Here is a 24,682-nt window from a genome sequence, read left to right on the forward strand (position 1 = left end):
TTCGATTTTTGCAATAAGGAGTGAGTAGATCATGGCCCGCGTATTGATCGATTCCGGACGCCCGCGCTGAGGAGAACCACTGATCGCGTGTAGGATGGTCCCAATCGGCAAATGGGATAAAATAGCTGTATATTTTGCTTCTGCCTCAAATTCCATTAAATCCTCGAAGGAAAACAGCTCTTCTTGTTGAATAGAGTACATAGGAGTGCTCCTTTCTTTTCTCAGTTATTTGGTGTGGTAACCATAACTTCGAGAAATTGGGGAGGCACTCCTTTTTTGCATGCTAAAAAGCCTTTAATTCCAAGGGGTTATTCATTATGAAATTGACTCTAAATCCACTCATTTCTGCTCAAAACCAGCATTTTCTACACTATCAACCGAAAATGAGTGGAAAAATCCAATATAGCCAAAAAAAAGTGTGATTTCAGGGGAAAATGAGTGGATTTATCCAACATAGATCACTTTAGCACCGGCAACGGACAAGCATGTACCATGCAGTTAGTTCTGCATAATAACAAAAAGGCACCCACCAGGGTGCCTTTTAACTTTGATATGAACTTTATGAAGCACCGCGTACCCGCTCATCCTTCGGCAGCAATACTGCCAAAATACCAAGCAGCGGCAAGTATGCCGTCAGCTTCATCATATGCTCGATGCTCGTGGAGTCTGCGATCCAGCCGAGAACGGCCGAACCCAGGCCGCCGATACCGAACGCGAGTCCGAAGAACAGACCGGATACAAGTCCGACTTTGCCTGGGAGAAGCTCTTGTGCGAACACGACGATGATGGAGAACGCCGAAGACAGGATGAAGCCTGCACAGACGCACATGATTCCGGACCAAACGAGATTGCTGTACGGCAGCAGAATCGAGAATGGCGCAGTACCCAGAATCGAGAACCAGATAATGTTCCGTCGTCCATAACGGTCAGCCATCGGTCCGCCGAAGAATGTGCCCGCCGCTGAAGCTGCGAGGAAAGCGAACAAGAATAGCTGCGCATTTTGCACGCTAACTCCGAAGTGATCAATTAAGTAAAAGCTATAATAGCTGGATATGCTCGACATATAAATATGCTTCGTGAAGACGAGGAACACGAGAATGGAGATCGCTCCGATAACTTGATTGCGGGACAACAGCGCTTTCTTCTTCGCAGCGCCGGCAGCTGCCTTCGCCTTCGAAGCGACAGGTCGCGGCTGCAGCGTATTGTGGCTGTACCACCGAGCAACGTAGGTCTGAATCATGATACCAGCGACAGCGGCGATCGTGAACCAGAGTACGCTAATTTGTCCGAGCGGTACGAAGATCGCGGCGCTCATAATCGGTCCAAGCGCGCTGCCGATGTTGCCGCCGACTTGGAAGATGGACTGCGCCAGCCCTCTTTTGCCCCCTGCAGCCATATAAGCAACGCGCGATGATTCCGGATGGAAAATCGCCGAGCCGATCCCGATCATCATAACGGCAATGACGAGGTACGCATACTGCGGCGCAAGCGCGAGCGCGATGACGCCGATGAGCGTAAATGCGACCCCGACCGGCAGAATATAAGGCCTCGGACGACGGTCCGCAGACAAGCCGACGAGCGGCTGAATGACGGCTGCTGTAATGTTCATCGCGAAAGCGATAAACCCGATCTGGCTATAGCTGAGATTCATCGAATCTCTCAAAATCGGGAACAGCGCCGACACGGTCGATTGCATCGTGTCGTTAAGCATATGGACGATGCTGATCGCGAAAAGAATTGGAAACACAGTAGCTGCTCCGATCGGAACGGCTGCTTTCGCTAATGCTTTTGCCACGTTGATTTCCCCCTCCACCATGAATCTATTTCTATTTCGTATTACAAATCTATCTCTATAACAAATGCATCTTCGCTTCCGCTTCATCCCAAGGAACCGTATACCCGGCTCCTTTCGCGCAGAAGATCGAAGACGATGTATACAGCGGATCGGCGTCCTTCCGGTACGCTTTGCGCTCGATAATCTCTTGCTCGTTGTGGCACCGATCATAGCCCGCGAACGCCAAGTGAATAATGCCCTTGCCGTGCGTGAACGACGCCAGCTCGGTGCTGTAGTCCATGAACGTCGCTACCGGAACTTTGCCCGTGACGATCGCGTGAGTCGTCGTTGTGTGAGGCGGCTCGAACTGGCCGGAAGCGCGCTGGATGTCAGACAACACTTTGCCGAGATAATCGATTTCCACTTTTATTTTATACTCGTAAAATGGCTCCAGCAGTTCGTTCTCCGCCTTCTCCAGCCCCTGCCGCAATGCACGAAACGTAGCCTCGCGGAAATCGCCGCCATGCGTATGCTCGTTATGACCTGCTCCTACGAGCAATGTCACCAACACATCGGTCAGCGGCATTCCTGTCAGCAAGCCATGATGCTCGCGCTCGAACAGATGCGTCCGCACCAAATTCTGATTGCCGATGCTGAGCACATTCGGATGACATACCGTCTCATACGTAATCCCGCTGCCCCGCTCGCCCGGCTCCAAGAGCAGATGAACCTCGGCATAATGCCTTAACGGCTCGAAGTGTCCGTATCCGCGAACAGGAGAAGCGATCGTCTCCTTGTACAAAATTTCCGGACTGCCGAACGTCACGTCGAGCTGGAACCGTTCTTTCGCAAGCTGCTGCAGCACTTCAAGCTGGATGAGCCCCATGACGTGGATATGAATTTCCTGCAAGCTCTCTTCCCAGATAACGTTCAGGGAAGGATCCTCTGCATCCAGCAGCTGGAAAGCCCTCAGTACATCTTTCACATTAAGCTTATCAGCCGCAAAATTGACCCGGGAAGTCAACGTCGGCACCATATCGTACACGAGTCGATCCGTGAAGCTGCCCAAGCCTTGCCCCGCATTAGCGGCAGACAGCCCGACAGCCGCGAACAGATCGCCCGCGCGGACCTGATCAACCGCCTGCGTCTTCGTCCCGTTCACGAGGAATAGACGCGTTATTTTCTCGCAAATCTGCTCGTCTCCGCTCTGATAACACAGCTCATCGCGCACCTTCAGCGTACCGCTTAGAGCTTTGATATAAGTGAGCCTCACACCGCTCTGATCATGACGGATCTTATAGACACGCCCGCCGAAAGCAGCATCCTCATCGGCATAAGAAGAGCTTGTTAATTCATGCAGCTGCTCCAGAAAAGGCAACACGCCGACGTCCTGCAAGGCAGAACCGCTCGCGCATGGAAACAGCCGATGCTCGCGAACCATCCTCTGCAATTCTCGCAGCCAGAAGGCTTGATCCTGTGCGTTCGTTCCGCCCCCAAGGAAGGTCTCCAGCAGCCGCTCATCCCGCTCCGCGATCATCTCGATTAACGTTCCGCCCAGACTACCGCCCGATAAACGATCCGTAATGAGACACGCATCAGGCGTCAGGTGCATGCGGATTTCCTCGAGCACTCGGTTCACGTCCGCGCCAACCCGGTCGATTTTGTTCACGAAGAAGAACGTTGGAATGCGGTGCTTATGCAGCAGCTGCCACACCGTCTCCGTATGCCCTTGCACGCCTTCAACCGCACTAACGACGAGGATGGCATAGTCCATAATTTGCAGCGCCCGCTCCATCTCCGGCGAGAAATCGACGTGACCCGGCGTGTCGATTAGATAGTAGGTCGTCCCTTTATAAGCCATAACCGCTTGATCGGCAAATACCGTAATGCCCCGCGCACGCTCGATCTCATGGCTGTCGAGGTAGGCGTCCTTATGGTCGACTCTGCCCCGCTCCCGAATGCTATTCGTATGATAAAGCAGCTGTTCCGCAAACGTCGTTTTCCCCGCGTCCACGTGTGCGAACAAGCCAATCGTAATCGGATTCATCATCGCTCACTTACTTCCTGTCCAATTTACCAAATTACTGTCAAACTATCATACCACAGGACAGTGATCTGTGAACGACAAAATAAAGAAGACCTGCATGGCTGGACACTTCCAAAAGTGCCCATCTGCAGGTCTTCTTGTTTGTATTAGAAATGTTGGATTATAGAAGGTCGCGTCTCAGCTCTTCAGCCGACTTCGGCGACAAGTAGGAGAACGGAACATCAAACACCGTCTTCGCCCCTTTGAGCCCTTCGCGGCTCATACGAACCACCGCTCTTGCATAAGCGACAAGCACGCTCGCCGTAAACTCCGGATTGCTGTCCAGCTTCAAGCCGAACTCGATAATTTGGCGCTTGCCTTGACCTGTAATTCCGCTGCGGATAACGAAGCCGCCGTGAGGCATTTCCCCATGCTCTTTGCGCAGCTCCTCCTCCGAGATGAAATTCACCGTTGTGTCGTAATCTGAGAAGTAGTTCGGCATCGAGACGATTGCAGCCCGAATCTCTTCTTGGTTCGCGCCCTCTTCTGCGACAACATAGCATTCGCGCAGATGCTTCTCGCGAGTTGCCAGCTCAGGCGTTTCCCCGGAACGAATACGCTCGATTACTTCTTGAACCGGAATCGTATATTGTACGCCGCCCTTCACGCCAGGCACGCGGCGGATTGCATCGGAATGACCTTGGCTAACCCCTTTGCCCCAGAACGTGTAGTCCGTACCTTCAGGAAGGATCGACTGCGCAAGCAGACGGTTCAAGGAAAACAGGCCTGGATCCCAGCCTGTGGAAATTACGCTCACCTTGCCGTTCTCTCTAGCAGCGGCATCTACCGCATCGAAGAACTCTGGGATCTTCGCATGCTTATCGAAGCTGTCCACCGTATTGAACATGCGCGCCATAACCGGCGTTTGTTCCGGAAGATCGGTAGCCGAACCGCCGCACATGATCATCACGTCGATGACGCCGATATAAGCGTCTGCAGCAGAAATATGTTCAAACTTCACTTCTTCGCCTTGAAGGGAAGCCAATTGATCTGGTTCTCTACGCGTGAAGATAGCGACGAGTTCAAAATCCGGATTTTGCGCGATTGCTTGCTGAACGCCTTTACCAAGGTTACCGTAGCCTACAATACCAACTTTAATTGCCATAATCTAGTCCGTGCTCCTTGTAATTGTATTTTGAGAGTGCGTGAAAATGTTTTTCATAGTATAACACGTCGTGTTAGGTTTGTGTGCCAGTAATCTACCAATTTCCCGCTTTACTGCGATAAAGTTTTTTTATCACACTGAAAAATATAATTGTTAACAAAAATGGGAGATGTTGAATTAAGATAGTGTACAAAGTGCAAACAATCATGCAAATAGTACAAATTTATGAAGGGAGAATTATACCATGCTGACCACAACACACGAAAAAAACGACCAAGAAGCGAAGGCGTACGTAGATTCCGTCTATGAAACCGTGCTCAAACGCAACCCGAATGAGCCTATTTTCCACCAAGCTGTAAAAGAAATTTTGGACTCTCTTGTCCCTGTTCTAGCAAAGCATCCGAAGTACATCACGCATAACATCCTAGAACGGATGGTAGAGCCAGAACGTGCCGTTATCTTTCGCGTGCCATGGGTCGATGACAACGGTAATGTCCAAGTAAACCGCGGCTTCCGCGTTCAATTCAACAGCGCTATCGGTCCTTACAAGGGCGGACTTCGTTTCCATCCATCCGTAGACGTCGGCATCATCAAGTTCCTCGGCTTTGAGCAGATTTTCAAAAACTCGTTGACCGGCCAGCCGATCGGCGGCGGCAAGGGCGGCTCCGATTTTGACCCGAAAGGCAAGTCCGATATGGAAATTATGCGCTTCACGCAGAGCTTCATGACGGAATTGTACCGGCATATCGGCCCTGACGTTGACGTACCTGCAGGCGATATCGGCGTTGGAGGAAGAGAAATCGGCTATATGTTCGGCCAGTACAAGCGGATCAGAGGCGGCAACGAAGCCGGCGTCTTGACCGGCAAAGGCCTTCTCTACGGAGGCAGCCTCACGCGTACGGAAGCGACTGGCTACGGCTGCGTTTATTTCGTCAATGAGATGCTGAAGTGGAAGGGTCAGAGCTTCGAAGGACGCACGGTCGTTGTGTCGGGAAGCGGCAACGTCTCGATCTATGCCATGGAGAAGGCGCAGCAGCTTGGTGCCAAAGTTATCGCGTGCAGCGATTCGAACGGCTATATCTATGACGAGAACGGCATCGACCTGAGAACGGTCAAGCGGTTGAAGGAAGTAGAGCGCAAACGGATCAGCGAGTATGTCAAAGAGCACCGTCATGCGATTTACGTGGAGGGCTGCAGCGGCATCTGGACGCTCCCTTGCGACATCGCCCTGCCTTGCGCGACGCAGAATGAAATCGACGAAGATGCGGCCAAGCTGCTGGTCGAGAACGGCGTCATTGCAATCGGAGAAGGCGCGAACATGCCCTCTACGCTGGAAGCGATTGAAGTCTTCTTGCAAGGCAGCGTGCTGTTCGGACCTGCCAAAGCGGCCAATGCCGGCGGCGTAGCAGTCTCCGCGCTCGAAATGTCCCAAAACTCCATGAGAGGCTCGTGGACCTTTGAAGAAGTGGATGCCAAGCTCCATGCAATAATGACAAATATCTTCGTACGGAGTATGCAAGCCGCGGAAGAGTTCGGCCATCCAGGTAACCTGGTTATTGGTGCGAACATTGCCGGGTTCACGAAGGTTGCCGATGCCATGATTGCTCAAGGTGTTATCTAGCTTTAGCACTCTGCAAGCCAAGAAGCCCCCTTGTGTAAGGGTAAGGGGGCTTCTATTATTTATCTTCTAGTATTGTGCCAAGACTGGCTAGACCAGTGAAGCAAACTTCTCACGTGAAAGTTTCGCAGCCTCTACCATGTTCCGAAGCGATGCCACCGTACCTGAATCATGCCAATGCCTGCTTTCTCCAGCGACTCTACACAGTCTGCGATTGCGCATATACCGTCTCCGCAACAGTCATCGCCTTATCGAAAGCAACGTCACCATAGATGACCGGCGGCTTCTCGCAGCATGAGCCGTAAGCTTGCACCCAGCCGTTCTGAGTGAATGCGAAGCCTTCCAGCTTCTCGCCGAAGAATTCGACCATGTCAGTCCGTTCAAATTCACCGTGTACGAGAACATCGATGCCGATTTCTTGCTGTAACTTCACCCATGTATCAATCTCAGCGCGAATGAATGCATTGTACTGCTCATTCGTCCATTCGCACTTGCGCCACAGCTGGCGCGCTATTCGCACTTCTGTCGTTTGCGGGAAGCTGCCGATCGTCGTCGTCGGGAACAGCCGTTCAGACCATGGGCAAAATCAAGTCCGATCCCTTTTACCGGCAGCGACACGATATCCGTGTAATATTCAACCGATTCAAAGTACGTTCGGAGCAAAATGTTGAGCGATGGCACCGCATCGGCAAACGTGGTTTAGTCGAATCTCCTGCTGTTGCTGCTGTTGCTGCTGGAACGTCGCCTCGTCAATTTTGCCCGCCCAGAATGCTTCGAGTGATTTCTTCCATTCCCGATCTGCGCCAATGCGCGGGTATCCCAAAATGCTGCTTGTGACATGTTGTTTCGCTCCTCTAATTATTTAAATTAAGTATTATGTCTTTCCAGAAATTATAAATTAAACAGCAACTCTCTCTTGTCTTATAAGTTATCATGTGATGACTGATATAGAACAATCGAACAAAACTATCCTTTGTTATAGTTTAAAGCTATATCAAAGTGCAAAATTAGAGCTGAAACCTTTATATATGCAGTGACAAGCTAACCAGGAAGTCCTATGTACTTTAACTCTTATTATCATCTATAATAGACGTAATTATTACTATTAAGGCGGTGCGCTATCAACTATTTGCTACTTCGTCAAGTCAAGTGAATTCGGCACTTAGAAGATTCGGAATATCGAGAATCCGTTGAATGACTGTCTGAACATCGTGAGCGTCCCTAATCACGAATAAATAATCAGCCTCATCGGCTAGCGGCTTATTCATGGCGTCCTTATTCGGATCGGCTTGCTGGCGGCGGAGTACGTCTTCGAAGGAGGAAGCAAAGCGAAAAATATTTTTGCTGCGCTCGCTATTCGCTACCCGCTCCTCGAGAATCTGGGCTGGGAGATCAAACTCCACCAGCACAGTTGTGAAGCCTTCTTGTTGAAAATGCTTGAGCAGCCGCAATCGCCCGTCCCTGTCGCGATTGGAGTTGCACAGGATGAGATGGAGGTCGGTCTGATGAATCGCGTATTCGACTATCGTTTGGGTGATGGCATATTTGAGCTGGTTCGGACCGTTCATAGGCCTAAGCTTGGTGTAATAAGCATTAATGAATCCTGCATGGTTGTCTTGATCAACTACAACTGAGTCTTGCAATTGCTCCTCAAGTGCTCTTGCGAACGTCGACTTGCCGCTGTGGGTTTTGCCGACTGTGACGACTACTAGTCTTGTCATCGATACAGCTCCATTCGATTGAAAGAGATGGTGGTTTTACTACCAATTCTTCTGAAAGAGTGAAAATCCTGTGCGGTCGGAGAATTAGCGAGGGGATTGGTTTTTGAGGGAGTCGAGTTGTCGGACGTGTGGAATATGCTAGTAGGAGTAATGTGATCATGCGGGAGGATTGATGATATGAGCAAAGTTCCGGGAGCGGAATGTAAAGTGATTCGTACGACAAGCGAGAGCCAGGGAACGCAGGGATTTGATTATATGGAAGCTATTTCAGCGGAGAGCGTTGAGTCGAAAGGAATCTGTATGCATCTGCTGACAATCCCGCCGAGCGGGCGCAGCAAAGCGCATTTGCATCAGGATCATGAGACGGCAATCTATGTGCTGAGCGGAAAAGCAGGCATGTGGCACGGGGAGCAGCTCGAGCAGCATATCGAGGTGGAGGCTGGGCAGTTCCTGTACATCCCGCCAGGTGTCCCGCATCTGACGTACAATGCCTCCGCGACAGAGTCGTGCTCGGCAGTCATCGCCCGCACCGATCCGAACCAACTGGAGAGCGTGACGCTGCTGCCCGAGCTGGAGGGGCTGCGCCCGGACAGATCTCAAACCAACTAGTTTACACTGACCCCGCTGCGCAGTGAGAGCGATTTTTCCCGCTCTCACTGCGAGACCCCCCACTTTCGCGCGCCGAGAGAGGGTTTTTCCGCTTTCGAGTCAGAACAGGAGACTCAGCAGAAGCAATGTTACTTGGGGATGATGATGAGAGATCCCATTTGGATCTCTCAGCTAACTTTTGGCGCGTTTTTGCCACTGAGAGTCGGATTTCCCGACTCTCAGCTCGTCGAAGGGCCTTCTGCGGCGCAATTCCCTTGCCGAGAGTCGCCTTTCCCTACTCTCAGCCACCCATTTGCACGCTTTCGCCACTGAGAGTCGGATTTCACGCTCTCAGCTCGTCGCATGGCCTTCTGTGGCGCAATTGCCTTGCCGAGAGTCGCTTTTTCCGACTCTCAGACACCCATTTGCTCGTTTTTGCCACTGAGAGTCGGATTTCCCGACTCTCAGCTCGTCGCATGGCCTCCTGCGGCGCAATTGCCTTGCCGAGAGTCGCTTTTTCCGACTCTCAGCCACCCATTTGCACGCTTTCGCCACTGAGAGTCGGATTTCCCGACTCTCAGCTTGCCGCAGGCGCTCTCCGCTTTCGCTTTCGCTTTCGCTTCCGCTTCCGCTTCGCCTTCAGCCCCCAACTCCCCGCACCAGTCCCACTCACATCACCACGCCGCTCCCCGTCTGCACCCACACATCCTTAAAGTCGATCCACCCGAGCGGCGAGACCGTTACCCCTTTAAGCCCCGGCTGGAAGGCTGCGTTGTTCTTCCGGTGTACGAGGAAGAGGACGTAGGACTCCTCGCGAAGCCGCTCCTCGATTTGGCCGAGCACGATGCGCCGCTCATCGGTCGACTTGGCGGCGAGGGCAAGGTCGATCTGCAGCTTCGCCCATTCGCGGAACTCTGGTTGAAGGTGCTCCTTCAAGAAGCTGCCGTGCTGCTCATAAGACTCTATTTCACACACATCATCCTGGTCGAGCACGATGCTGTACAGTACGCAATCTGCCTCGCTTGTATCTCTTTGCAGCTTATAGCTAGTCAGAATCTGCACGTTAACCGGAATGCCATGCTCGGCGCAACGAGCCTGAATCCATTCGGCATCGGTCCTATGGCTTGTGCCCGCATACATCGTAATCGGCTTCCCCTCGTAACCTGCTGCTCGTAACAAAAGGTCCGCTTCATTCCGATCGAAACGAATCGTGCGATACGGCGTATGCGCATCCGGTCGGAGCCCCCGAGCCGGATACTTCCGATCTTCGCCGAGGTCCTCGATCATCCTTCTTCGGTCGATCAACAGATCCATTGCCTTGCGGAATAAAGGCGATTGCTGCGGACCAAGGCGCCCCATATTCCACGTCATGAGCGTGCAGCCCTGGCTTAGCGTCTCGACCGAATCCCATTCTGCTTCCGGCTTCGTCACCTGCACGCTATGATCTATCAGCAGCTTCTCCCAGCATTTTATCGATGAGACTCCATGCTCCGGCGGCATAAAAGCAATAACGACACCATCCAAATGCGCGCGCCCGCTAAAATAACTCGGATTTGCCGCCAGCATAAGCCGGTCCTCATTCCACTCTGTAATCATGAACGGCCCTGTTCCGATTGGACTTCGCCAGAATGCCTCGCCCTCCTTCAGCACCGCATCCCGAGGTAAGATCGACGCGGTCGAAGAGGACATGAACTGATCGAATATTCGGTTCGGCTTCGCAAGCTCGATGCGGATCGTCCGCGGATCTGGCGCTTCAATCTTCACCACCGAGCGCATCAGCCAGTTGTGCGCCTTATCCACGCGCAGCCGTTCGAGCGTAAAGCGCACATCCTCAGCCGTAAGCGGATAGCCATTATGAAAATGTACGCCCTTGCGCAAATGAAATTGCCATACTGTCGCATCCTGGCTGCATTCCCATGCATGCGCCAGCGACGGAACGATCTGTCCGGTTGCTGCGTCCATCTCAACTAAGCGGTCGAACACTTGCCGGACAATATGCGCATCGAAGGCATAATAGATATCGCCCGGATCGAGCGTGATGATCGGAAGCTGAACCGGCATCCGCAGCGTATCGACAAGCCCTTTCCCTTCGCCCATTTCTGCCCGATAGCCAAAATGATGATCGAGCCATTCCGTGAACCGCTCCTTCACCTGCGATCCCTTGCCATGCTTATGAATGAGCTCAAACGCGAGCTTATAGTCACCGCGCTGCGCCATCACCCGTGCAAGATCGAGCAGCATCGTATCCCGATCCGATTGAAAAATAAGCCGCGACCTGTTGCCACGTCCCCGTCCTGGCTGCCACGCAATCAGTCCTTCTTCTTCCATCTTGCGCAGGACAAGCTTCACATTGCGCGTCGTGCAGAATAGCACATCCGCGAGATCCTCCAGCGATACTTCAACTGGCGTGCCAATCGACGTCTCTCCTGCAAACTGATGGTACAAGTCCAAATACCGTTCCACTGTTCCGCTCTGCATGTTGCTATTACCTCCGTTCATCCATAAAAGGGGAAGTCTATTAAGAAGATTCTACACTTTTTATCCCCTTTTAGCGAGCGCATAATAAAGCTATAAATTGCAGAGGGGGAAACAAAGATGCATCAACACAATAACACGTACACGACCGAGAAATTGTGGAAATACCAACAACAGGAGCTGGAACGCAATATTCGCAAGAGCGAGCAAGTCAGAGAGGCGAAAGCAAAGCGCAAAGCGGAAAAAGAGCAGAAAGCCGCATCAGCCGGGGGGGCAGCCGGCCGATTCAAACTACCGAGCTACCTAAGCAGATGGCTGCTAGCTAAAACAGAAAAGACACCCGATTGTTCAGAGCAAAAGCGAGGTGAACAGCTTCATGCTGAATAATCGCAAAAGGCGGCCTTCCACTTAGAAAAGTGAAAAGCCGCCTTCCTCTTTTTTATTCTATTCCTCAAACAATCGCTCGCCGCGATGCAGCCTCCACGCAATTGTTGCCGTATGCGGAAGCTCGCGGGCTGTCGGCGCATGCGCAGCCAAGTAGCGCGTACATGCTAGCAGCATCGTCTCTTGTGCCCGAAGCGCGAACGCATCCTGCCTCGTAGACCACCGCTCGTATTCGGCAACAGACGCCTCAAACATTTGGAACGTATGGAATTCCGCATCCTCCCGAAGCAGTGCAGCACCAAGCGTGTTCAGCAGCGCAGGCACCTCACCGCCGCGGTGCAGATAATTCGCCACCCACCCGGCCGCGCGATCGACCTGCTGACGCTGATCGAGCAGCTGCAGCAGCTCATCCATACCCGGTACAGCCGCATCATCGTTGCTCTCAGCCACCTTCGGCCGCTTCGCCGCCGGTACATTCAAGAAGCGATCGAGATAGACACTGATCGCACCATGAAGGATCGCCCGCTGCAAGAGCGGCTCTTCCGAGTGCAGCAGCCGCTCATGCACCGCATGCGCGTACGTGAACGTATGGAGCACAGCGACCCAATCGCGGAAGTCGTTCTGCGTGTGGAACCGCACAACCCGCTCCGCTGCAGCAAGCGTCACAAGCTGAGCCAGCTTAGCCGGAGCCATGCCTGCAAGCAGCAAATCTCTCACAAGCTCAATCGTCTGGAGCGGTTGTTCGCTGAGCAGCTGCTCCAGGATGAAGTTCTCATCCTGATTCACCTTCACAGCTTTACCCTCGCCAGCCCCAGCACCATTGCTTTCCGCAAGCTGCCGCACCGCCTCTTGAATCGGCTCGACCAAGTTGATCGGCGCCTGCCAGTGGTGCTGCTCTTCGCTTCGAGTCGGATTGCCCATCATATGCAGCAGCGATGTCAGAATGCGGTTCGCCTGTCCTTCATCGGCAAGTTCAAGCGCTTCGAACGCCTTGTTATGGAAATCGAATACATGGCCGCCGTCGAGATAGAAGTGATCGGTCGCCGCAATCAGCATCATATCCGCGAGCTTCTCCAGGCTCATTCCTTTGTCAATCGCAGTGATGACCAGCTTCTCCGCCCCTTGCGTATCCCGCACTTCGATGCAATTGCGATACCAGCCAGCAAGCCTGTCAAAGGAAACGTCCGCGGACGGCAGTGCTCCTAGCAGGTGACGGCTGGCGCGTCCGGAGCTGTTACGGGCAACATGAACAAGTCCTTGATAGAGAGCGAGAATTCGCCCTTGCTTATCTAGCTTCGGAATGATCCGGACCATCGCCGTCAGTATGGTCAGACCCGAATTCCAGCCATTCCCGTTCTCGGTACCGAACTGAATGCCAATCCGAGCAATTTCTGCATCTGAGACACCTGCTTCCACGAGGCCGACGACTGCTTTTGCGATGACAATGCTAATATTTTGCTGCAGCCCTTCCATGAGCCGCTCTTTATACTTCTCAATATGGTTCGCCGATCGCGGTCTCGGATTCACGTATACCTGCTCATCCTCAATCTTCACCTCATAGGACGGCACATCGTCCGCCCAAGGGTCGAGCGTCCCGCCGCTGCAGACATCGAATCTCGCATGATGCCAGTGACAGGTCAGAATCCCGTCGCACAAACTTCCCATATGCAGCGGAAAACCGAGATGCGGACAACGGTTATCGACAGCGTGAATCTTCCCTTCATGGGAAAACACTGCAATGCCGCCGCGAACGACGGTCGCTCCCTTTTCCCGCAATTCAGCAACGCTGCCAGCCTGAATCCAATCCGTCTTCGTACTCATCGAAACCACTCCTCCGATCTTATTCTCGAATAAGCCAAAACAACAAATATTGCATGGAAGCCGTTCCTGCCAACACGACTGGCAGCCAGATAGAGTCGAGGTTCTTGGAGAAGCTTAACAGCAGCGTGATCGACAGTATCCGTCCTGTATTCAGAAACAGCTCGCGCATCACGACGGACTCGACTTTCAGCTGTCCTTTGAGCGGAAGCGTCCCGATCAGCCTGTAGTAATACGAGGTAAGCGTGTTGATCGCCAGCGGGTTGCAAACCGAGAACATGATCATGAAGATCAGCACCGTCCACGTCGCAACATCGTAGAGCAGAAACACTGCACCGAACAGAGTACCGCTTGTCGAGAACAGCACGTACTTGCGCACCTGCTCCTTCTTCGCTTTGCGCGAGATGACATAGCCTGTCGCAACGGTTAGCGCGGAGAAGCAGACACCGAAGTAGCCGACCCAGTCTTCTCGTCCAACTGTTTGATAGAGTAGTATATTCGGCAGAAAAAGCATAATTCCTTGAAAGATGCCGAGCACGAAGAAGGAGGCTAGCCCTTTCACCCACACGGCGTTCTTGCGCATCACGATGCCCATCAGATTCAGATGATAGGTTCGATGATGGAGCGGAACGGTCGGTATGCGGAAGCTGATGACCGAGGCGAGCACGAACATAACTAAAGCGAGAATGAACGTGATGATGTACCCTTGAAGCCCATCATTCAAGCGAATGATAAACCCTGCCAGTGCAGGACCGACTAGCCCTGCTCCGTTGAAAACAATCATATTAATCGCAAGGAAACGAATCCGGTTATTTTCCGTCGACACATCATATTGCAGCACGAGATAGGCGGTCCAATAGAAGCCGCTGGCCATTCCTTGGAAGATCGCGAACAGCATGTACCACTCCGCTACCTTCTCTTGTGCAATGACCACGACCAGGTAAAAGACTGCAATCGTGAGAATGCCGATACGATAGGTGACCATCCGGTCCTTACGTTTCGTAACCCATCCGCCGAGCGCGAAGGCGACAGGCGTGCATAAGAACACGATCATATTGTAAAAGCCGTTGACCGATAAGTCCTGCGTCAAGCGCCACAGGTACAAGTTCAGAAATAACCCCGACATCGAGGCTCCGAATTGAAAGCAGCCGTGAATGATCAGCGCGATAATCGCTTCTCTGCCAAGCTGGCGTTCCTTCGGTACGGGAGAGCTTCGAAAGAGATGGGGCCTTCGAATTCCAAGACTTGCTTTCATCAGCGAAAAGTCCTCCTCATGCGGGTTTGCGGGCATTTGCTCATCCAATTGCTGACATTGTAACACAGCCGCCGATTAGGGTAAGCGCTTTATTTTCCAGTCTAGTTCGAAAATAATTGATCTGCTCGGCTTACGCCCCAATTCAGCGGCAAAATCGGCCTTTTTGCACAGATACGGGCGATTCGGGCTCTTATGCTTCGCTTGACGGGCATTTTGGGTAGGCAATGTTTTGGCGAATGTCTGTAATGGCCTATATTCATGTCTGAATTGAACCCTGTAAGCGCGCTCATTCTCCTTTACAATGAGAGAGTCAACGAAATGAAATGTCTACAATCGAAGGAGGCCGCTTAACTATGTGGCAGGCATCGTGGGTTTGGGGTTCGGGAGAAGAAAGCCCGCGCAATGCGTGGCGTTGTTTTCGCAAAAGCTTTCATGTTGAGGCGGAGGGTAGCAGCAATACAACGGTAAAGCTGACTGCAGACTCTCGCTATGTGCTTTATGTGAATGGGGTGCAGGTTGGACGCGGGCCGGTTCGGTCATGGCCGTTCGAGCTTGCTTATGATGAATATGAGATCGGACATCTGCTGAAGGCAGGCAGCACGAATACGATTGCGGTTCTCGTCCTGCATTACGGCGTCGCGACGTTTCAATATTTGCGCGGCAGAGGCGGCTTGCTGCTGCAGGCGGCTTCGGCTTCGGAGGATGGCAGCGAGCGCGTCATTGCGACGACGGATTCGAGTTGGGTGACTTCTGCGCACAGCGGGTACGATGCATTCTCGTCGCGTATCTCCTGCCAGCTGGCTTTTACCGAGCGGTATGATGCCAGAAGCGTTGATGACTCATGGAAAAATGTGACGTTCGATGATTCCGGCTGGGAACCGGCGGTTGTGATCGGCGAGGTCGGCATGGCGCCTTGGACGAGTCTGGTGCCGCGTTCGATTCCATACTTGACTGAGGAGCCGGTCTACCCTGCTCGCGTGGAAGAGCTGAACTTCGTGAAGCCCGCCGCATGGAATGCGGTGTTCGATATTCGGACGCTGCTCGTGCCGGATAGCGTTAACCATGCGAACCCGATTTCTTTCGTAGGGTTTATGGCGACCGTGGTGACAATGTCCGAAGCAGCATCGTTCACAATAGGCTGCGTCGACAACGGTCGGATTCCGCTTCGCGTGAGCGTGAACGGCAAGTGGTTCGATGCTGCGGACTACTATGGTGAAAATCCGCAGCAGTTCGTAACCGCGGAGCTTCCAGCTGGAGAGCACTTCTTGCTGTTCGATCTGAGCCGCGGCTCGCATGGGCATGGGTACCATCTCGGCTTCCATGCGGATGTGCCGTTTGAGGTGCGTTCTCCGCTTGCTGGCAGCAAGGGCAGGGCGAGTGAAAAAGTTCCGTTCGTTGCAATTGGGCCGTTCGATTGGGCCGAGCATATCGATCATCAACCTGAGTCATCGATGCGCAAGGAGCAGCCGGAATATGACGCCATGCTAGGAGTCGCTTCGGCTGAGCAGTTACTAGGTTCCTATGCGGTATGGGTGCGCGAGGTGCCAGAAGATCTATTCACTCACGCCGATGTATATGGCGAGTCCGCTTGGCATGTCATCCATGAACCGCAGCCTGTGCCGGTTCAGTTGCAGCAAGCTGTGCTGGCTAGCGGCAATACCGGTGTCGTGCCGGTTCATGGGGAACTGGACACGGAGCTGGTCTTTGATTTTGGCCGGGAGCTGTCTGGTTATATCGCATTCGAAGTCGACGCCGCGGAAGGCACCGTCATCGACGGCTATGGCTTTGAGTTCATGCGTGACGGCTGGCGCCAGCATACTTATGAGCTGGACAATACGTTCCGCTATACATGCCGTGAGGGCAGACAATCGTATGTGTCCGTCGTGCGCCGCGGTCTGCGGTATCTGGCTATTACGGTGCGAGGTGCTTCGCGTCCGGTGAAGCTAGTGGAAGCGAAGCTGCTGCAGAGCAACTTCCCTGCGGCGAATGTGGGCCAGTTCCAATCCAGCAATGCGATGCTGAATGAAGTTTGGCGGATCAGCCGGGATTCGACGCGCCTCTGCATGGAGGATACGTTCGTGGATTGTCCGGCATTCGAGCAGACATACTGGGTTGGCGATGCGCGCAACGCGTCGCTGATCAACTACTATGCGTTCGGCTCCGCGGAGATTGTGGAGCGCTGCTTGCGGCTCGTGCCAGGCTCTGCCTTCCAATCGCCGCTCTATGGGGATCAGGTGCCGAGCGGTTGGAGCAGCGTCATCCCGAACTGGACGTTCTTCTGGATCAGCGCTTGCCTCGAGCACTATCAATATACCGGCAATGAACAGTTTGCGCGTGATATGTGGCCGCATGTTCGTTTTACGCTGGAGCATTACTTGCTGAAGATCGATGCGCGCGGACTGCTCTGCATGCGCGGCTGGAACCTGCTCGACTGGGCGAACTTCGAGCAGCCGGGGGATGGCGTCGTTACACCGCAAAATATGTTCCTCGTCAAGTCTTTGCGTGATGGAGCAGCGCTCGCCTCGGCAGCTGGCGACGAAGCTGGCGGTGCTAGGCTGCTCGAGCAAGCCGGCCTGCTTCGCAGTGCGATTAACGCTCATCTGTGGGACGATGGCCGCGCCGCTTACTTGGATTGCATCCACATCGACGGCCGTCCGTCTTCAACGGTGAGCATGCAGACGCAAGTGATTGCGATGCTTTGCGATATTGCGGAAGGCGAGCGCGCTGAGGTGCTGGATCGCTATGTCGTCGAGCCGCCGGCTCATTTTGTGCAGATCGGCAGCCCGTTCATGTCGTTCTTCTATTACGAGGCACTTGCGAAGCTGGGGCATCAGGACACGATGGCGGTGGACATCCTGCACCAGTACGGAGCGATGGTCGACAATGGCGCGACGAGCACATGGGAAGTGTATCCGACCAGCGGCATCACGCATAATCCGCGGATGCTGACGCGCAGCCACTGCCACGCTTGGTCCGCCGGACCGGTCTTCTTCCTCGGCACCGAGGTGCTCGGCGTTCGCGGCGACAGCCCGGGCTGGACGAAAGTGTCGATCGCGCCAAAGCCGGTCGGATTGACATGGGCGCGCGGCGCCGTTCCGCTGCCGGACAGCGGACGCATCGACATCTCCTGGTCGCTGGACGAGGCGGCGAAGGTCATGAAGCTTCGCGTCGTTGCGCCAGCGCGCGTGGAGCTTGCGTACGAGCAGCCGGAAGGCTATGAGCTGGAGATTGATGAGGTTCGGATTGGGTAGATAGTACGCACGAAAGCGGAGTGAGTCTAAAGATGACTCGCTCCGCTTTCTGTTTTGGCATGCCTTTAGTCGCGGGAATATGCCAGCTTCCCTTGAATCATCGTCCATAACACCTCGAAATTTTCATTCATAAGCACCAGATCCGCATCAGCCCCGCATTCAATGCGGCCTTTTCTCGTCCATCCAAGCACATCGGCCGGTGTTCTTGTCGCCATAATAATCGCATCCTCGAGCGGGATTCCTGTTCGGACCGTATGTGCCAGCGCCTCGTTCATCGTAACCGTGCTCGAAGCCAGCGTTCCGTCGGCGAGTGTCGCGGTCCCGTTGGAGACGTTCACTTCATGACCGCCAAACAAATACGTTCCGTCCCCCATCCCCATGGCTTGCAGCGCATCGGTGATCAGCACCATTTTGTCAGGTCCTTTCTCGCGGTATAACAGCCGTACGATTGCCGGATGCAAGTGCACATGGTCGACGATGGCCTGCACGCTTACATGCTGCTCTTCAAGCGCGGCAACGATCAGCCCGGGATCGCGGTGATGAATCGGACGCATGCCATTGAAACAATGGGTGACATGGCTCGCGCCGCATCTGAATGCCTGCTGCGCCTGTTCGTAAGTAGCGTCGGAATGGGCGAGGGACACGATAATTCCGCGGTCCTTCAAGAAACGGACCATTTCCATCCCTCCCGGAAGTTCAGGCGCGAGCGTCACCATTCGAATTAATGAGTGCGAATGCTGCAATATCCGGGTCATCTCGTCCAAGTCGGGATGGCGTAAGTACCGTTCATTCTGCATCCCTTTCCGTTTCACATGCAGGTACGGACCCTCCATATGAATACCCGCGATTTGCGCTCCGGGCTCTTTCCCCGCGACCTGGGCCGTGCTTGCGATCATTTGGAGAAGCTCCTCCAGCGAGGATGAAACCGAAGTCGCGAGAAAGGAGGTGCAGCCCGTCCTTGCGCAGGCGATGGAAACAGCCTCCACACTCCGGGTCGTCCCGTCCATCATATCGAAGCTGTCGGCCCCGTGGATATGAACATCGATCATCCCCGGAATTAAGATTTGCCCTTCTCCTTCCATGACCCGTTCTGCCATCGAAATCATCGAAGTTGTGTCGTCTTCATTGAATATGGTTTCAATGACACCTTCACGAACAAGAATACTTCGGCTTGTCAGCTCGTGCTCATCGAACATACGCACATTGCGGATTAAGACGGTACTCATTTCGTCTTCGCCCTCCTTCATTTGAAACAAGCGGGAGCCTTCGCTCAGGCTCCCGCTGTTTTCTTGAATGCTATCTCACCGTGACCAGCGCTTCCGCATGCTGACCGAAATGCTTTCCATTGACGGTTATATCTGCAGCGACTCTGACGCGCCGCGCTGCATGGCCGGACGGTGTCACTTCGAACGCCAGATAGCCAGTCGCTTTCGCAGCCAGCTGCAGCTTGCCGTTCGCCGGCGCCGCCTGCCAGCTCCGCGGCATCGCCAAGCTAACTTCGGCCAAAGCATCGTGCGGGAACGGATTGATCACTTCGACCTGAAGCGTAACCGTCTCTCCCATTCTCACCTCGCTTTGATACGGAGCCATTCGCGCCGCAAACCCTTCCGCCCCGAAATCAGCCGATTCCAGCGGCAGAAGCTCCCGATGCAGCCGCTCAAGCAGCTCTCCGCGCCTTGCTAATTCTTCGTAGTAGCCTGGCTGAACCCAGAGCGGATCCCAATGTCCCGTTAAGATGACATCGGGCCGCAGCTCTTGGTACAGCTTAGCGCTCGACGAGTAGTCCGTATAGTCGAAACGATTCTGATAGACATAGTTCCATCCAACCCCTTCATTGCCCTGATATTGATCGCCGGTGATCAATACACGTTTACCGTCGGCTTCAAACGATATTGCGACCGCATATTTCGTATGTCCGGGCAATGGATGCAACGTAAATGCATATTCCTCCCAATGTACCTCGGTTCCGATCGGAAGCACTCTGTCAACGGGGATCGGATCATACCACAGGCAAGGCAGATCGTAAGCAGATGGATGGTGCAGAACGTCTGCGAACGATTCTGCCGCCCATATCTGCGTTCCTTCGTTGTCTCGCAGCAGATTACATCCTGCAACGTGGTCATCATGGTAATGGGTTGGCACAACAGCATCAATGTGCGTTACGCCATATTGCTCCTTTAGCATCCCGAGCGTATAGAGCCAAGGTCTGCGCGATGCCCGATCCGAGCCAGATGGAATACCCGTAAGAAAATCGTAGCCGAAATCAAAAAATAGCGCTTTACCGCTCTTGGAGAGAAGCACGAAATAAAAAGCCATACTTGTTCGATTTCGAAGCAAGCTCGGGGTAATCTCCTCGAACGGCTGCTCGCGGAGCATGAACAACCGCGGATTCTGTTCCCGATAGCCCATGAATACCTTCAGCCTCTCGATGAGCAGGTCAATCGCTTCTCCCGGATCTTCCATACGCTCGCCATGCGACGGCAGCAGCCAGTCCGGCCCGCGCTCTTGAATATCGAGCAGCGAGGCCACTGTAGCAGGAAGCCCCTCTCCTCCGTTATAGGACCATTGCGTCGCAGCTAGTGACCAAAGCTTGCCGACGCCGGCGATTAAATCGCCAGTGAAGGCTATTGTCCTGCCGTCAAGTTCAAGAATGAAGCTGATTGAGCCAATCGTATGCCCCGGTGTCGGTACCACTTTGAATATCACGCCCGCAAATTCGCGCGTTTCATAATCTTTCAATGTACCGGCAATCGGAATGGATTCGAGAATAGAGAAGCGGTCCTGACGGACGTTGTAATTATTGTATAGTTCACGCGCTTGCCAGTGCTCGTCCGCTTGCCTAAACAGGTCCTGCTCCATATGAGGAACCCAGATCGGAATGTTAAGTTTGGCTGCGATTCCAAGCCCTTGCCCTTGATCCCGATGATGATGCGTCATCAGGATCGCATGGACCCGCTCGACACCGATTTCCGCAAGCAGGTCAAGGACGCCGCCGCTCCCAAAATCGATCAATGCGGCCGCTGATCCATTTTTAACGATATAAACCTGACAAGTATCCTCATACAGATACAACTGCTCTGACAGTTGAATAATCGGCGACATGACCGCGGGCTCCTAACTTACTGCTTGGAAGCCTCGTCGACTGGAACCGTGATTACTTGCACGCCTACATTGCGAATTTCATCCAAAATATCGGGGTCGGCTAGGTCACTGGTAACTAAAATATCGATGTCTTGGAAACTGGAGAACGAGACAAGACCTTGTCTGTCAAATTTGCTATGGTCTGCAACAATGACGACTCTCTGCCCTGCAGCGATCATCGCCCTCTTCACTTCCGCCTCGTACAGATCGGAGCTTGTGAAACCTTTCCCTTTTGTAATTCCGGACGCACCTAAAAAGGCGAAATGCGCATTGTATTTATGAAGTTCGGTTTCAGCCTGCGGACCTACCAAGCTCATCGATTTTTTGATCAGTTGTCCACCAATTATATAGATGGAAGTGTCCTCGCTCTGGCTGAATTCTTCGGCGACATTCATTGCGTTGGTCACGACCATTAAATTCCGCACATGCTTCAAATGACGGGCGATACACCAGGTTGTGGAGCCGGAATCCAATATAATAATCTGATTATCCGAAACCAACGATGCGGCGTACTGGGCGATTGCTTCCTTTTCATCAAAAAACTGCAGCTTCCGCTGATTTACAGGCGGGATTATCGGGATCGCGTTCAGCAGCTCATCAACAAGTATGGCTCCCCCATAATTTTTCCGGATGATGCCTTCGCGCTCAAGCTGATTCAAATCACGCCGGATCGTTTCTTCGGAGACATTGAATTCTTTGACGAGATCTGCTGCTTTCACACTTCGTTCGATGAGTAATTTCTCCTTGATTTTGTTTCGTCTGTGAACGACAATCATCAGTGTTGCTCCCTCTACCGCCAAAGTCCACCATGAGCGGCATTTATTATAAGTGAATTATAACGTAATGCCTACGCAAATGCTCCAGTTTCAACCAAACGTTACTTTTGCCGTATTCCAGGCGGCGATTTCCAGCTTCCTGAATTTCTCTTGAATGCCGCACCATTCAACATGAACGGTAACCCGCTCTCCCGGCAGCAGCGTAAAGTCGTTTACAGAGGCATACCAGTAGCCTTCCTCATCGAGCTTCCTCGCATCGTCCATATGAACATGGAATGCCGCATGGTCGCCTATATTGGTAATTTGGAGCGCCCAAATGCCGGCCCCCTCCGACTGCTCCCTCTCGACTTTCAAAGTCGTTGGATTCAAGCGCAGCAACGGTTCCATCGTGCTTCGGAGAGAGAAATCATATCGGTTAGCGGCCGTTTCTCCGCCGCTTCCGCGAAGCGCCAGATCAAGAAAGAAAATATCATCCTTAATCGTCGTCAGCTTCGCCTTCACGCTTCCGAACCGTACTGGTGCATTAGCCGGCGCTTCACCCGTCAGCACGCCTTCGGCGTATACGATTCCCGAAGCACCGACGATGCGCCAGCTCACTTGAGCTGCCCCGATAGGCATCGACAACGAATTCACCGTCCAAATGCCGGCTTCGAATTCGTCCTTCCCTTCCCATGCCTGTGCGGCGAACGACGCGGTAACCGCCAGCTCTTCGTAAGCTTTGGCCACGCCGTAATAAGCCGGCTTCGGATTCGTGTAATAGTCGAGCGCCGACGTACAGTAGGCATTCGGATAAGGCTCGTTAAACTGCCATGGCAGCGTACCGCTGTTCTGCCAGCTGCGGCGCCGGTTGGATTCGACCGCATAGCGAAGGCCCTCAGCCTGCAAGTACTGACTGGCGCGGATCAATTCCTCTACCCGCTCAAGCTTTCCGTTGAACGATTGCTGCACGAGCGATTCGTTATTCCACCAGGAGCCGCGGTGAAAGTAGACCGGATTGTCTCGCCCTGCAGGCCACTGATTCGCTTTGGAGATCGTGCGATTCAGCGTCTTGAAGCCGGTCATCCCTTCAACGCCGAACTCGCTATGCATGAGAGAAGTCCCTCTGTTATACAGCGTATACTGTTCGACCAGGCCTTGATGCTCCCATGGACCGTGCACATCATGAAGACCGTGCGGGTCCTTCTCGATATTTTCCAAGTTGTTGAGGAAGCAGCGCCCCGTCGGCGAAGTAGCGAGCCACAACGCATCCGGATGGCATTCCTGCACGACCGCCTTCAATGCCGCAAGCACCGGCTCGGTGTCGTCGAGCGGACGGTCATTGGCGTCCTGCAGCTCATTGCCGCCGCACCATAGGACAAGAGACGGATGATTGCGCTTGCGCGGAACGATGATTCTCGCTTCCTCTACCATCATATCGATGAATTCGGGCGATTCGCTCGGTTTATTGCCGATGCCGGAGCTGGACTGGATGAACTCCTGCCAGACCATGATCCCGTAACGGTCGCACAGCTCATAGAACGACTCTTTCTCGATGAGACCCCCGCCCCATACGCGGAGCATGTTTACGCCGGCGCGTTTGGCCAGCTGCAGCAGTCTCTCCAGCTTGGCAGGACGCGGTACGCCGTACATCGCATCGATCGGCACCCAGTTCCAGCCTTTGATGTATGTGCGCTTGCCGTTGACAACGAAGATATACGGCAAGCTTGCTTGATCCGGCGATTCGTTATGCTCCAGCACCACGCTGCGAATCCCGAAGCTGATACGTTTCTCCGATACTACGGCGTTCTCCGCATTGATGACGGACACGCGAGCTTCATATAAATGCGCTTCGCCCGATCCGTTAGGCTGCCACAATTTCGGCTGAGTCAGGTCGATGCAGGCGTCAATGCCTGTCTTTCCGGATGCGGCCGCGTGCTTCGATCTCGACGTTCCGACAACCTCGCTGCCGTCGTAAATCGCCGTTTCCACCCAAATCGTTTCCGGCATCGCAGCAGAGAGCTGTACCGATACGGACAGCTCCGCCGAAACCAAATCCTCCGAAAGCCGCGGGCGAACATAAACGTCTTCCAACCTGACATTACCGGTCACTTCAAGGAAAACGTCATCCCAAATCCCTTGATGGATCATGCGCGGGCAGAAATCCCACCAATAGGTCATCCGGCTTTTATGGGCGCGTACATAGCTCGTTTTGCTAACCTGAGGCTGCTCATCTGGCGCCTTCTCGATCACAACAGCAAGCAAATTGCTGCCGCCGTAATGCAGAACTTCGCCGACCTCAAACACGGCAGGCGTATACATACCGCGATGTCTGCCGATCGGATTGCCGTTCAGGAAGAATTGCGCTTCAAAATCAACGCCTTCGAACCGCAGCTGTATGCGACTGCCGTAGAGCGCGGCATCGATCTCGAACGTCTTTTTATACACCCAGGTCCGCTCCGGCACCCATTCGACCAGCAAGCTGTTGCGCTCGAAGTAAGGGTCCGGCACTTCGCCGTTTTGCCAGAGATCATGAAGCACGGAACCGGGAACGGTGCCTTTGCGCCACCACCGGACGTCGCGGCTATCCGGCTTTTCCGCGTTCCTCCAAACCCAGTCTTCGCCGACAAAATCTTTATAAAGCCAATCGCTGCCATTCAGATCGATACGCTGCTGCATCTGTAGCCCAACCTCCCCTATCTGCGTTTCCTTAT

At 53.5% G+C, this 24,682-nt stretch carries 17 protein-coding genes and 2 pseudogenes; 4 read left to right on the forward strand and 15 right to left on the reverse strand.

Going from position 1 to position 24,682, the window contains the following annotated elements; genetic code table 11:
• The 4 genes and pseudogenes from A8990_RS11240 to A8990_RS11255 all read right to left on the reverse strand — a co-directional run.
• Positions 1-201 (reverse strand): annotated as a pseudogene (locus A8990_RS11240) (transposase); the annotation flags it as partial.
• Positions 202-559: 358 nt separating this feature from the next.
• Complete coding sequence (locus tag A8990_RS11245; RefSeq protein WP_342772817.1) at positions 560-1,795, reverse strand: MFS transporter; 1,236 nt, start codon at positions 1,793-1,795, stop codon at positions 560-562.
• 55 nt (positions 1,796-1,850) lie between these two features.
• Positions 1,851-3,821: a GTP-binding protein gene (locus tag A8990_RS11250; protein WP_116189256.1), complete on the reverse strand. Its 1,971-nt coding sequence runs from the start codon at positions 3,819-3,821 to the stop codon at positions 1,851-1,853.
• A gap of 160 nt (positions 3,822-3,981) precedes the next feature.
• Positions 3,982-4,965 (reverse strand): diaminopimelate dehydrogenase, encoded by a 984-nt coding sequence (locus A8990_RS11255; RefSeq protein WP_116189132.1) that lies wholly within the window; start codon positions 4,963-4,965, stop codon positions 3,982-3,984.
• A gap of 244 nt (positions 4,966-5,209) precedes the next feature.
• Here A8990_RS11255 and gdhA point away from each other — a divergent pair, with 244 nt between their 5' ends.
• The gene (gdhA, locus tag A8990_RS11260) at positions 5,210-6,586 is read left to right on the forward strand and encodes an NADP-specific glutamate dehydrogenase (RefSeq protein ID WP_116189133.1); all 1,377 of its coding nucleotides are present in this window, start codon (positions 5,210-5,212) and stop codon (positions 6,584-6,586) included.
• A gap of 202 nt (positions 6,587-6,788) precedes the next feature.
• On the opposite strand, the pseudogene A8990_RS11265 reads toward gdhA, so the two are convergent.
• The 4 genes and pseudogenes from A8990_RS11265 to A8990_RS11280 all read right to left on the reverse strand — a co-directional run.
• Positions 6,789-7,160, reverse strand: a pseudogene (locus A8990_RS11265) (5-methyltetrahydropteroyltriglutamate--homocysteine S-methyltransferase); the annotation flags it as partial.
• Positions 7,094-7,264, reverse strand: coding sequence for a hypothetical protein (locus A8990_RS32720; protein ID WP_116189134.1), 171 nt, complete (start codon positions 7,262-7,264; stop codon positions 7,094-7,096). The gene A8990_RS32720 and the pseudogene A8990_RS11265, both read right to left, overlap by 67 nt.
• On the reverse strand, positions 7,227-7,406 hold the full coding sequence (locus tag A8990_RS32475) for a hypothetical protein (RefSeq protein ID WP_181909519.1): 180 nt from the start codon (positions 7,404-7,406) through the stop codon (positions 7,227-7,229). Before A8990_RS32475 ends, A8990_RS32720 begins: the two co-directional genes overlap by 38 nt.
• 322 nt (positions 7,407-7,728) lie before the next feature.
• A complete protein-coding gene (locus A8990_RS11280) occupies positions 7,729-8,304 on the reverse strand; it encodes an ATP-binding protein (protein WP_116189136.1) in 576 nt (191 codons plus the stop codon).
• 177 nt (positions 8,305-8,481) lie between these two features.
• Here A8990_RS11280 and A8990_RS11285 point away from each other — a divergent pair, with 177 nt between their 5' ends.
• The gene (locus A8990_RS11285; RefSeq protein ID WP_116189137.1) at positions 8,482-8,913 is read left to right on the forward strand and encodes a cupin domain-containing protein; all 432 of its coding nucleotides are present in this window, start codon (positions 8,482-8,484) and stop codon (positions 8,911-8,913) included.
• Between the two features lie 648 nt (positions 8,914-9,561).
• Here the strand turns inward: A8990_RS11285 and A8990_RS11295 are convergent.
• Entirely contained in the window at positions 9,562-11,370 is a 1,809-nt protein-coding gene (locus A8990_RS11295; RefSeq protein WP_181909520.1) for an ABC transporter substrate-binding protein, read from the reverse strand.
• 117 nt (positions 11,371-11,487) lie between these two features.
• Here A8990_RS11295 and A8990_RS11300 point away from each other — a divergent pair, with 117 nt between their 5' ends.
• On the forward strand, positions 11,488-11,754 hold the full coding sequence (locus tag A8990_RS11300) for a hypothetical protein (RefSeq protein ID WP_116189140.1): 267 nt from the start codon (positions 11,488-11,490) through the stop codon (positions 11,752-11,754).
• Between the two features lie 57 nt (positions 11,755-11,811).
• Here A8990_RS11300 and A8990_RS11305 read toward each other — a convergent pair whose 3' ends face one another.
• Both A8990_RS11305 and A8990_RS11310 read right to left on the reverse strand, forming a co-directional pair.
• Entirely contained in the window at positions 11,812-13,572 is a 1,761-nt protein-coding gene (locus A8990_RS11305) for a Rieske (2Fe-2S) protein (protein ID WP_116189141.1), read from the reverse strand.
• A gap of 19 nt (positions 13,573-13,591) precedes the next feature.
• Positions 13,592-14,824, reverse strand: coding sequence for an MFS transporter (locus A8990_RS11310; protein ID WP_116189142.1), 1,233 nt, complete (start codon positions 14,822-14,824; stop codon positions 13,592-13,594).
• Positions 14,825-15,177: 353 nt separating this feature from the next.
• On the opposite strand from A8990_RS11310, the gene A8990_RS11315 reads away from it, so the two are divergent.
• A complete protein-coding gene (locus tag A8990_RS11315) occupies positions 15,178-18,075 on the forward strand; it encodes a family 78 glycoside hydrolase catalytic domain (RefSeq protein WP_245995962.1) in 2,898 nt (965 codons plus the stop codon).
• 65 nt (positions 18,076-18,140) lie between these two features.
• Here A8990_RS11315 and nagA read toward each other — a convergent pair whose 3' ends face one another.
• The 4 genes from nagA to A8990_RS11335 all read right to left on the reverse strand — a co-directional run bounded on the left by nagA (position 18,141) and on the right by A8990_RS11335 (position 24,647).
• A complete protein-coding gene (gene nagA / locus A8990_RS11320) occupies positions 18,141-19,301 on the reverse strand; it encodes an N-acetylglucosamine-6-phosphate deacetylase (protein WP_116189144.1) in 1,161 nt (386 codons plus the stop codon).
• Positions 19,302-19,371: 70 nt separating this feature from the next.
• The gene (locus A8990_RS11325) at positions 19,372-21,177 is read right to left on the reverse strand and encodes an MBL fold metallo-hydrolase (RefSeq protein ID WP_116189145.1); all 1,806 of its coding nucleotides are present in this window, start codon (positions 21,175-21,177) and stop codon (positions 19,372-19,374) included.
• A gap of 17 nt (positions 21,178-21,194) precedes the next feature.
• Positions 21,195-21,992, reverse strand: a complete 798-nt coding sequence (locus A8990_RS11330) for a DeoR/GlpR family DNA-binding transcription regulator (protein WP_116189146.1) — start codon at positions 21,990-21,992, stop codon at positions 21,195-21,197.
• 90 nt (positions 21,993-22,082) lie between these two features.
• On the reverse strand, positions 22,083-24,647 hold the full coding sequence (locus A8990_RS11335; protein WP_116189147.1) for a glycoside hydrolase family 2 protein: 2,565 nt from the start codon (positions 24,645-24,647) through the stop codon (positions 22,083-22,085).
• Between the last annotated feature and the right edge of the window lie 35 nt (positions 24,648-24,682).

The organism is Paenibacillus taihuensis (genome assembly GCF_003386535.1).
In the GTDB taxonomy this organism is placed as follows: Bacteria; Bacillota; Bacilli; order Paenibacillales; family Paenibacillaceae; genus Paenibacillus_Z; species Paenibacillus_Z taihuensis.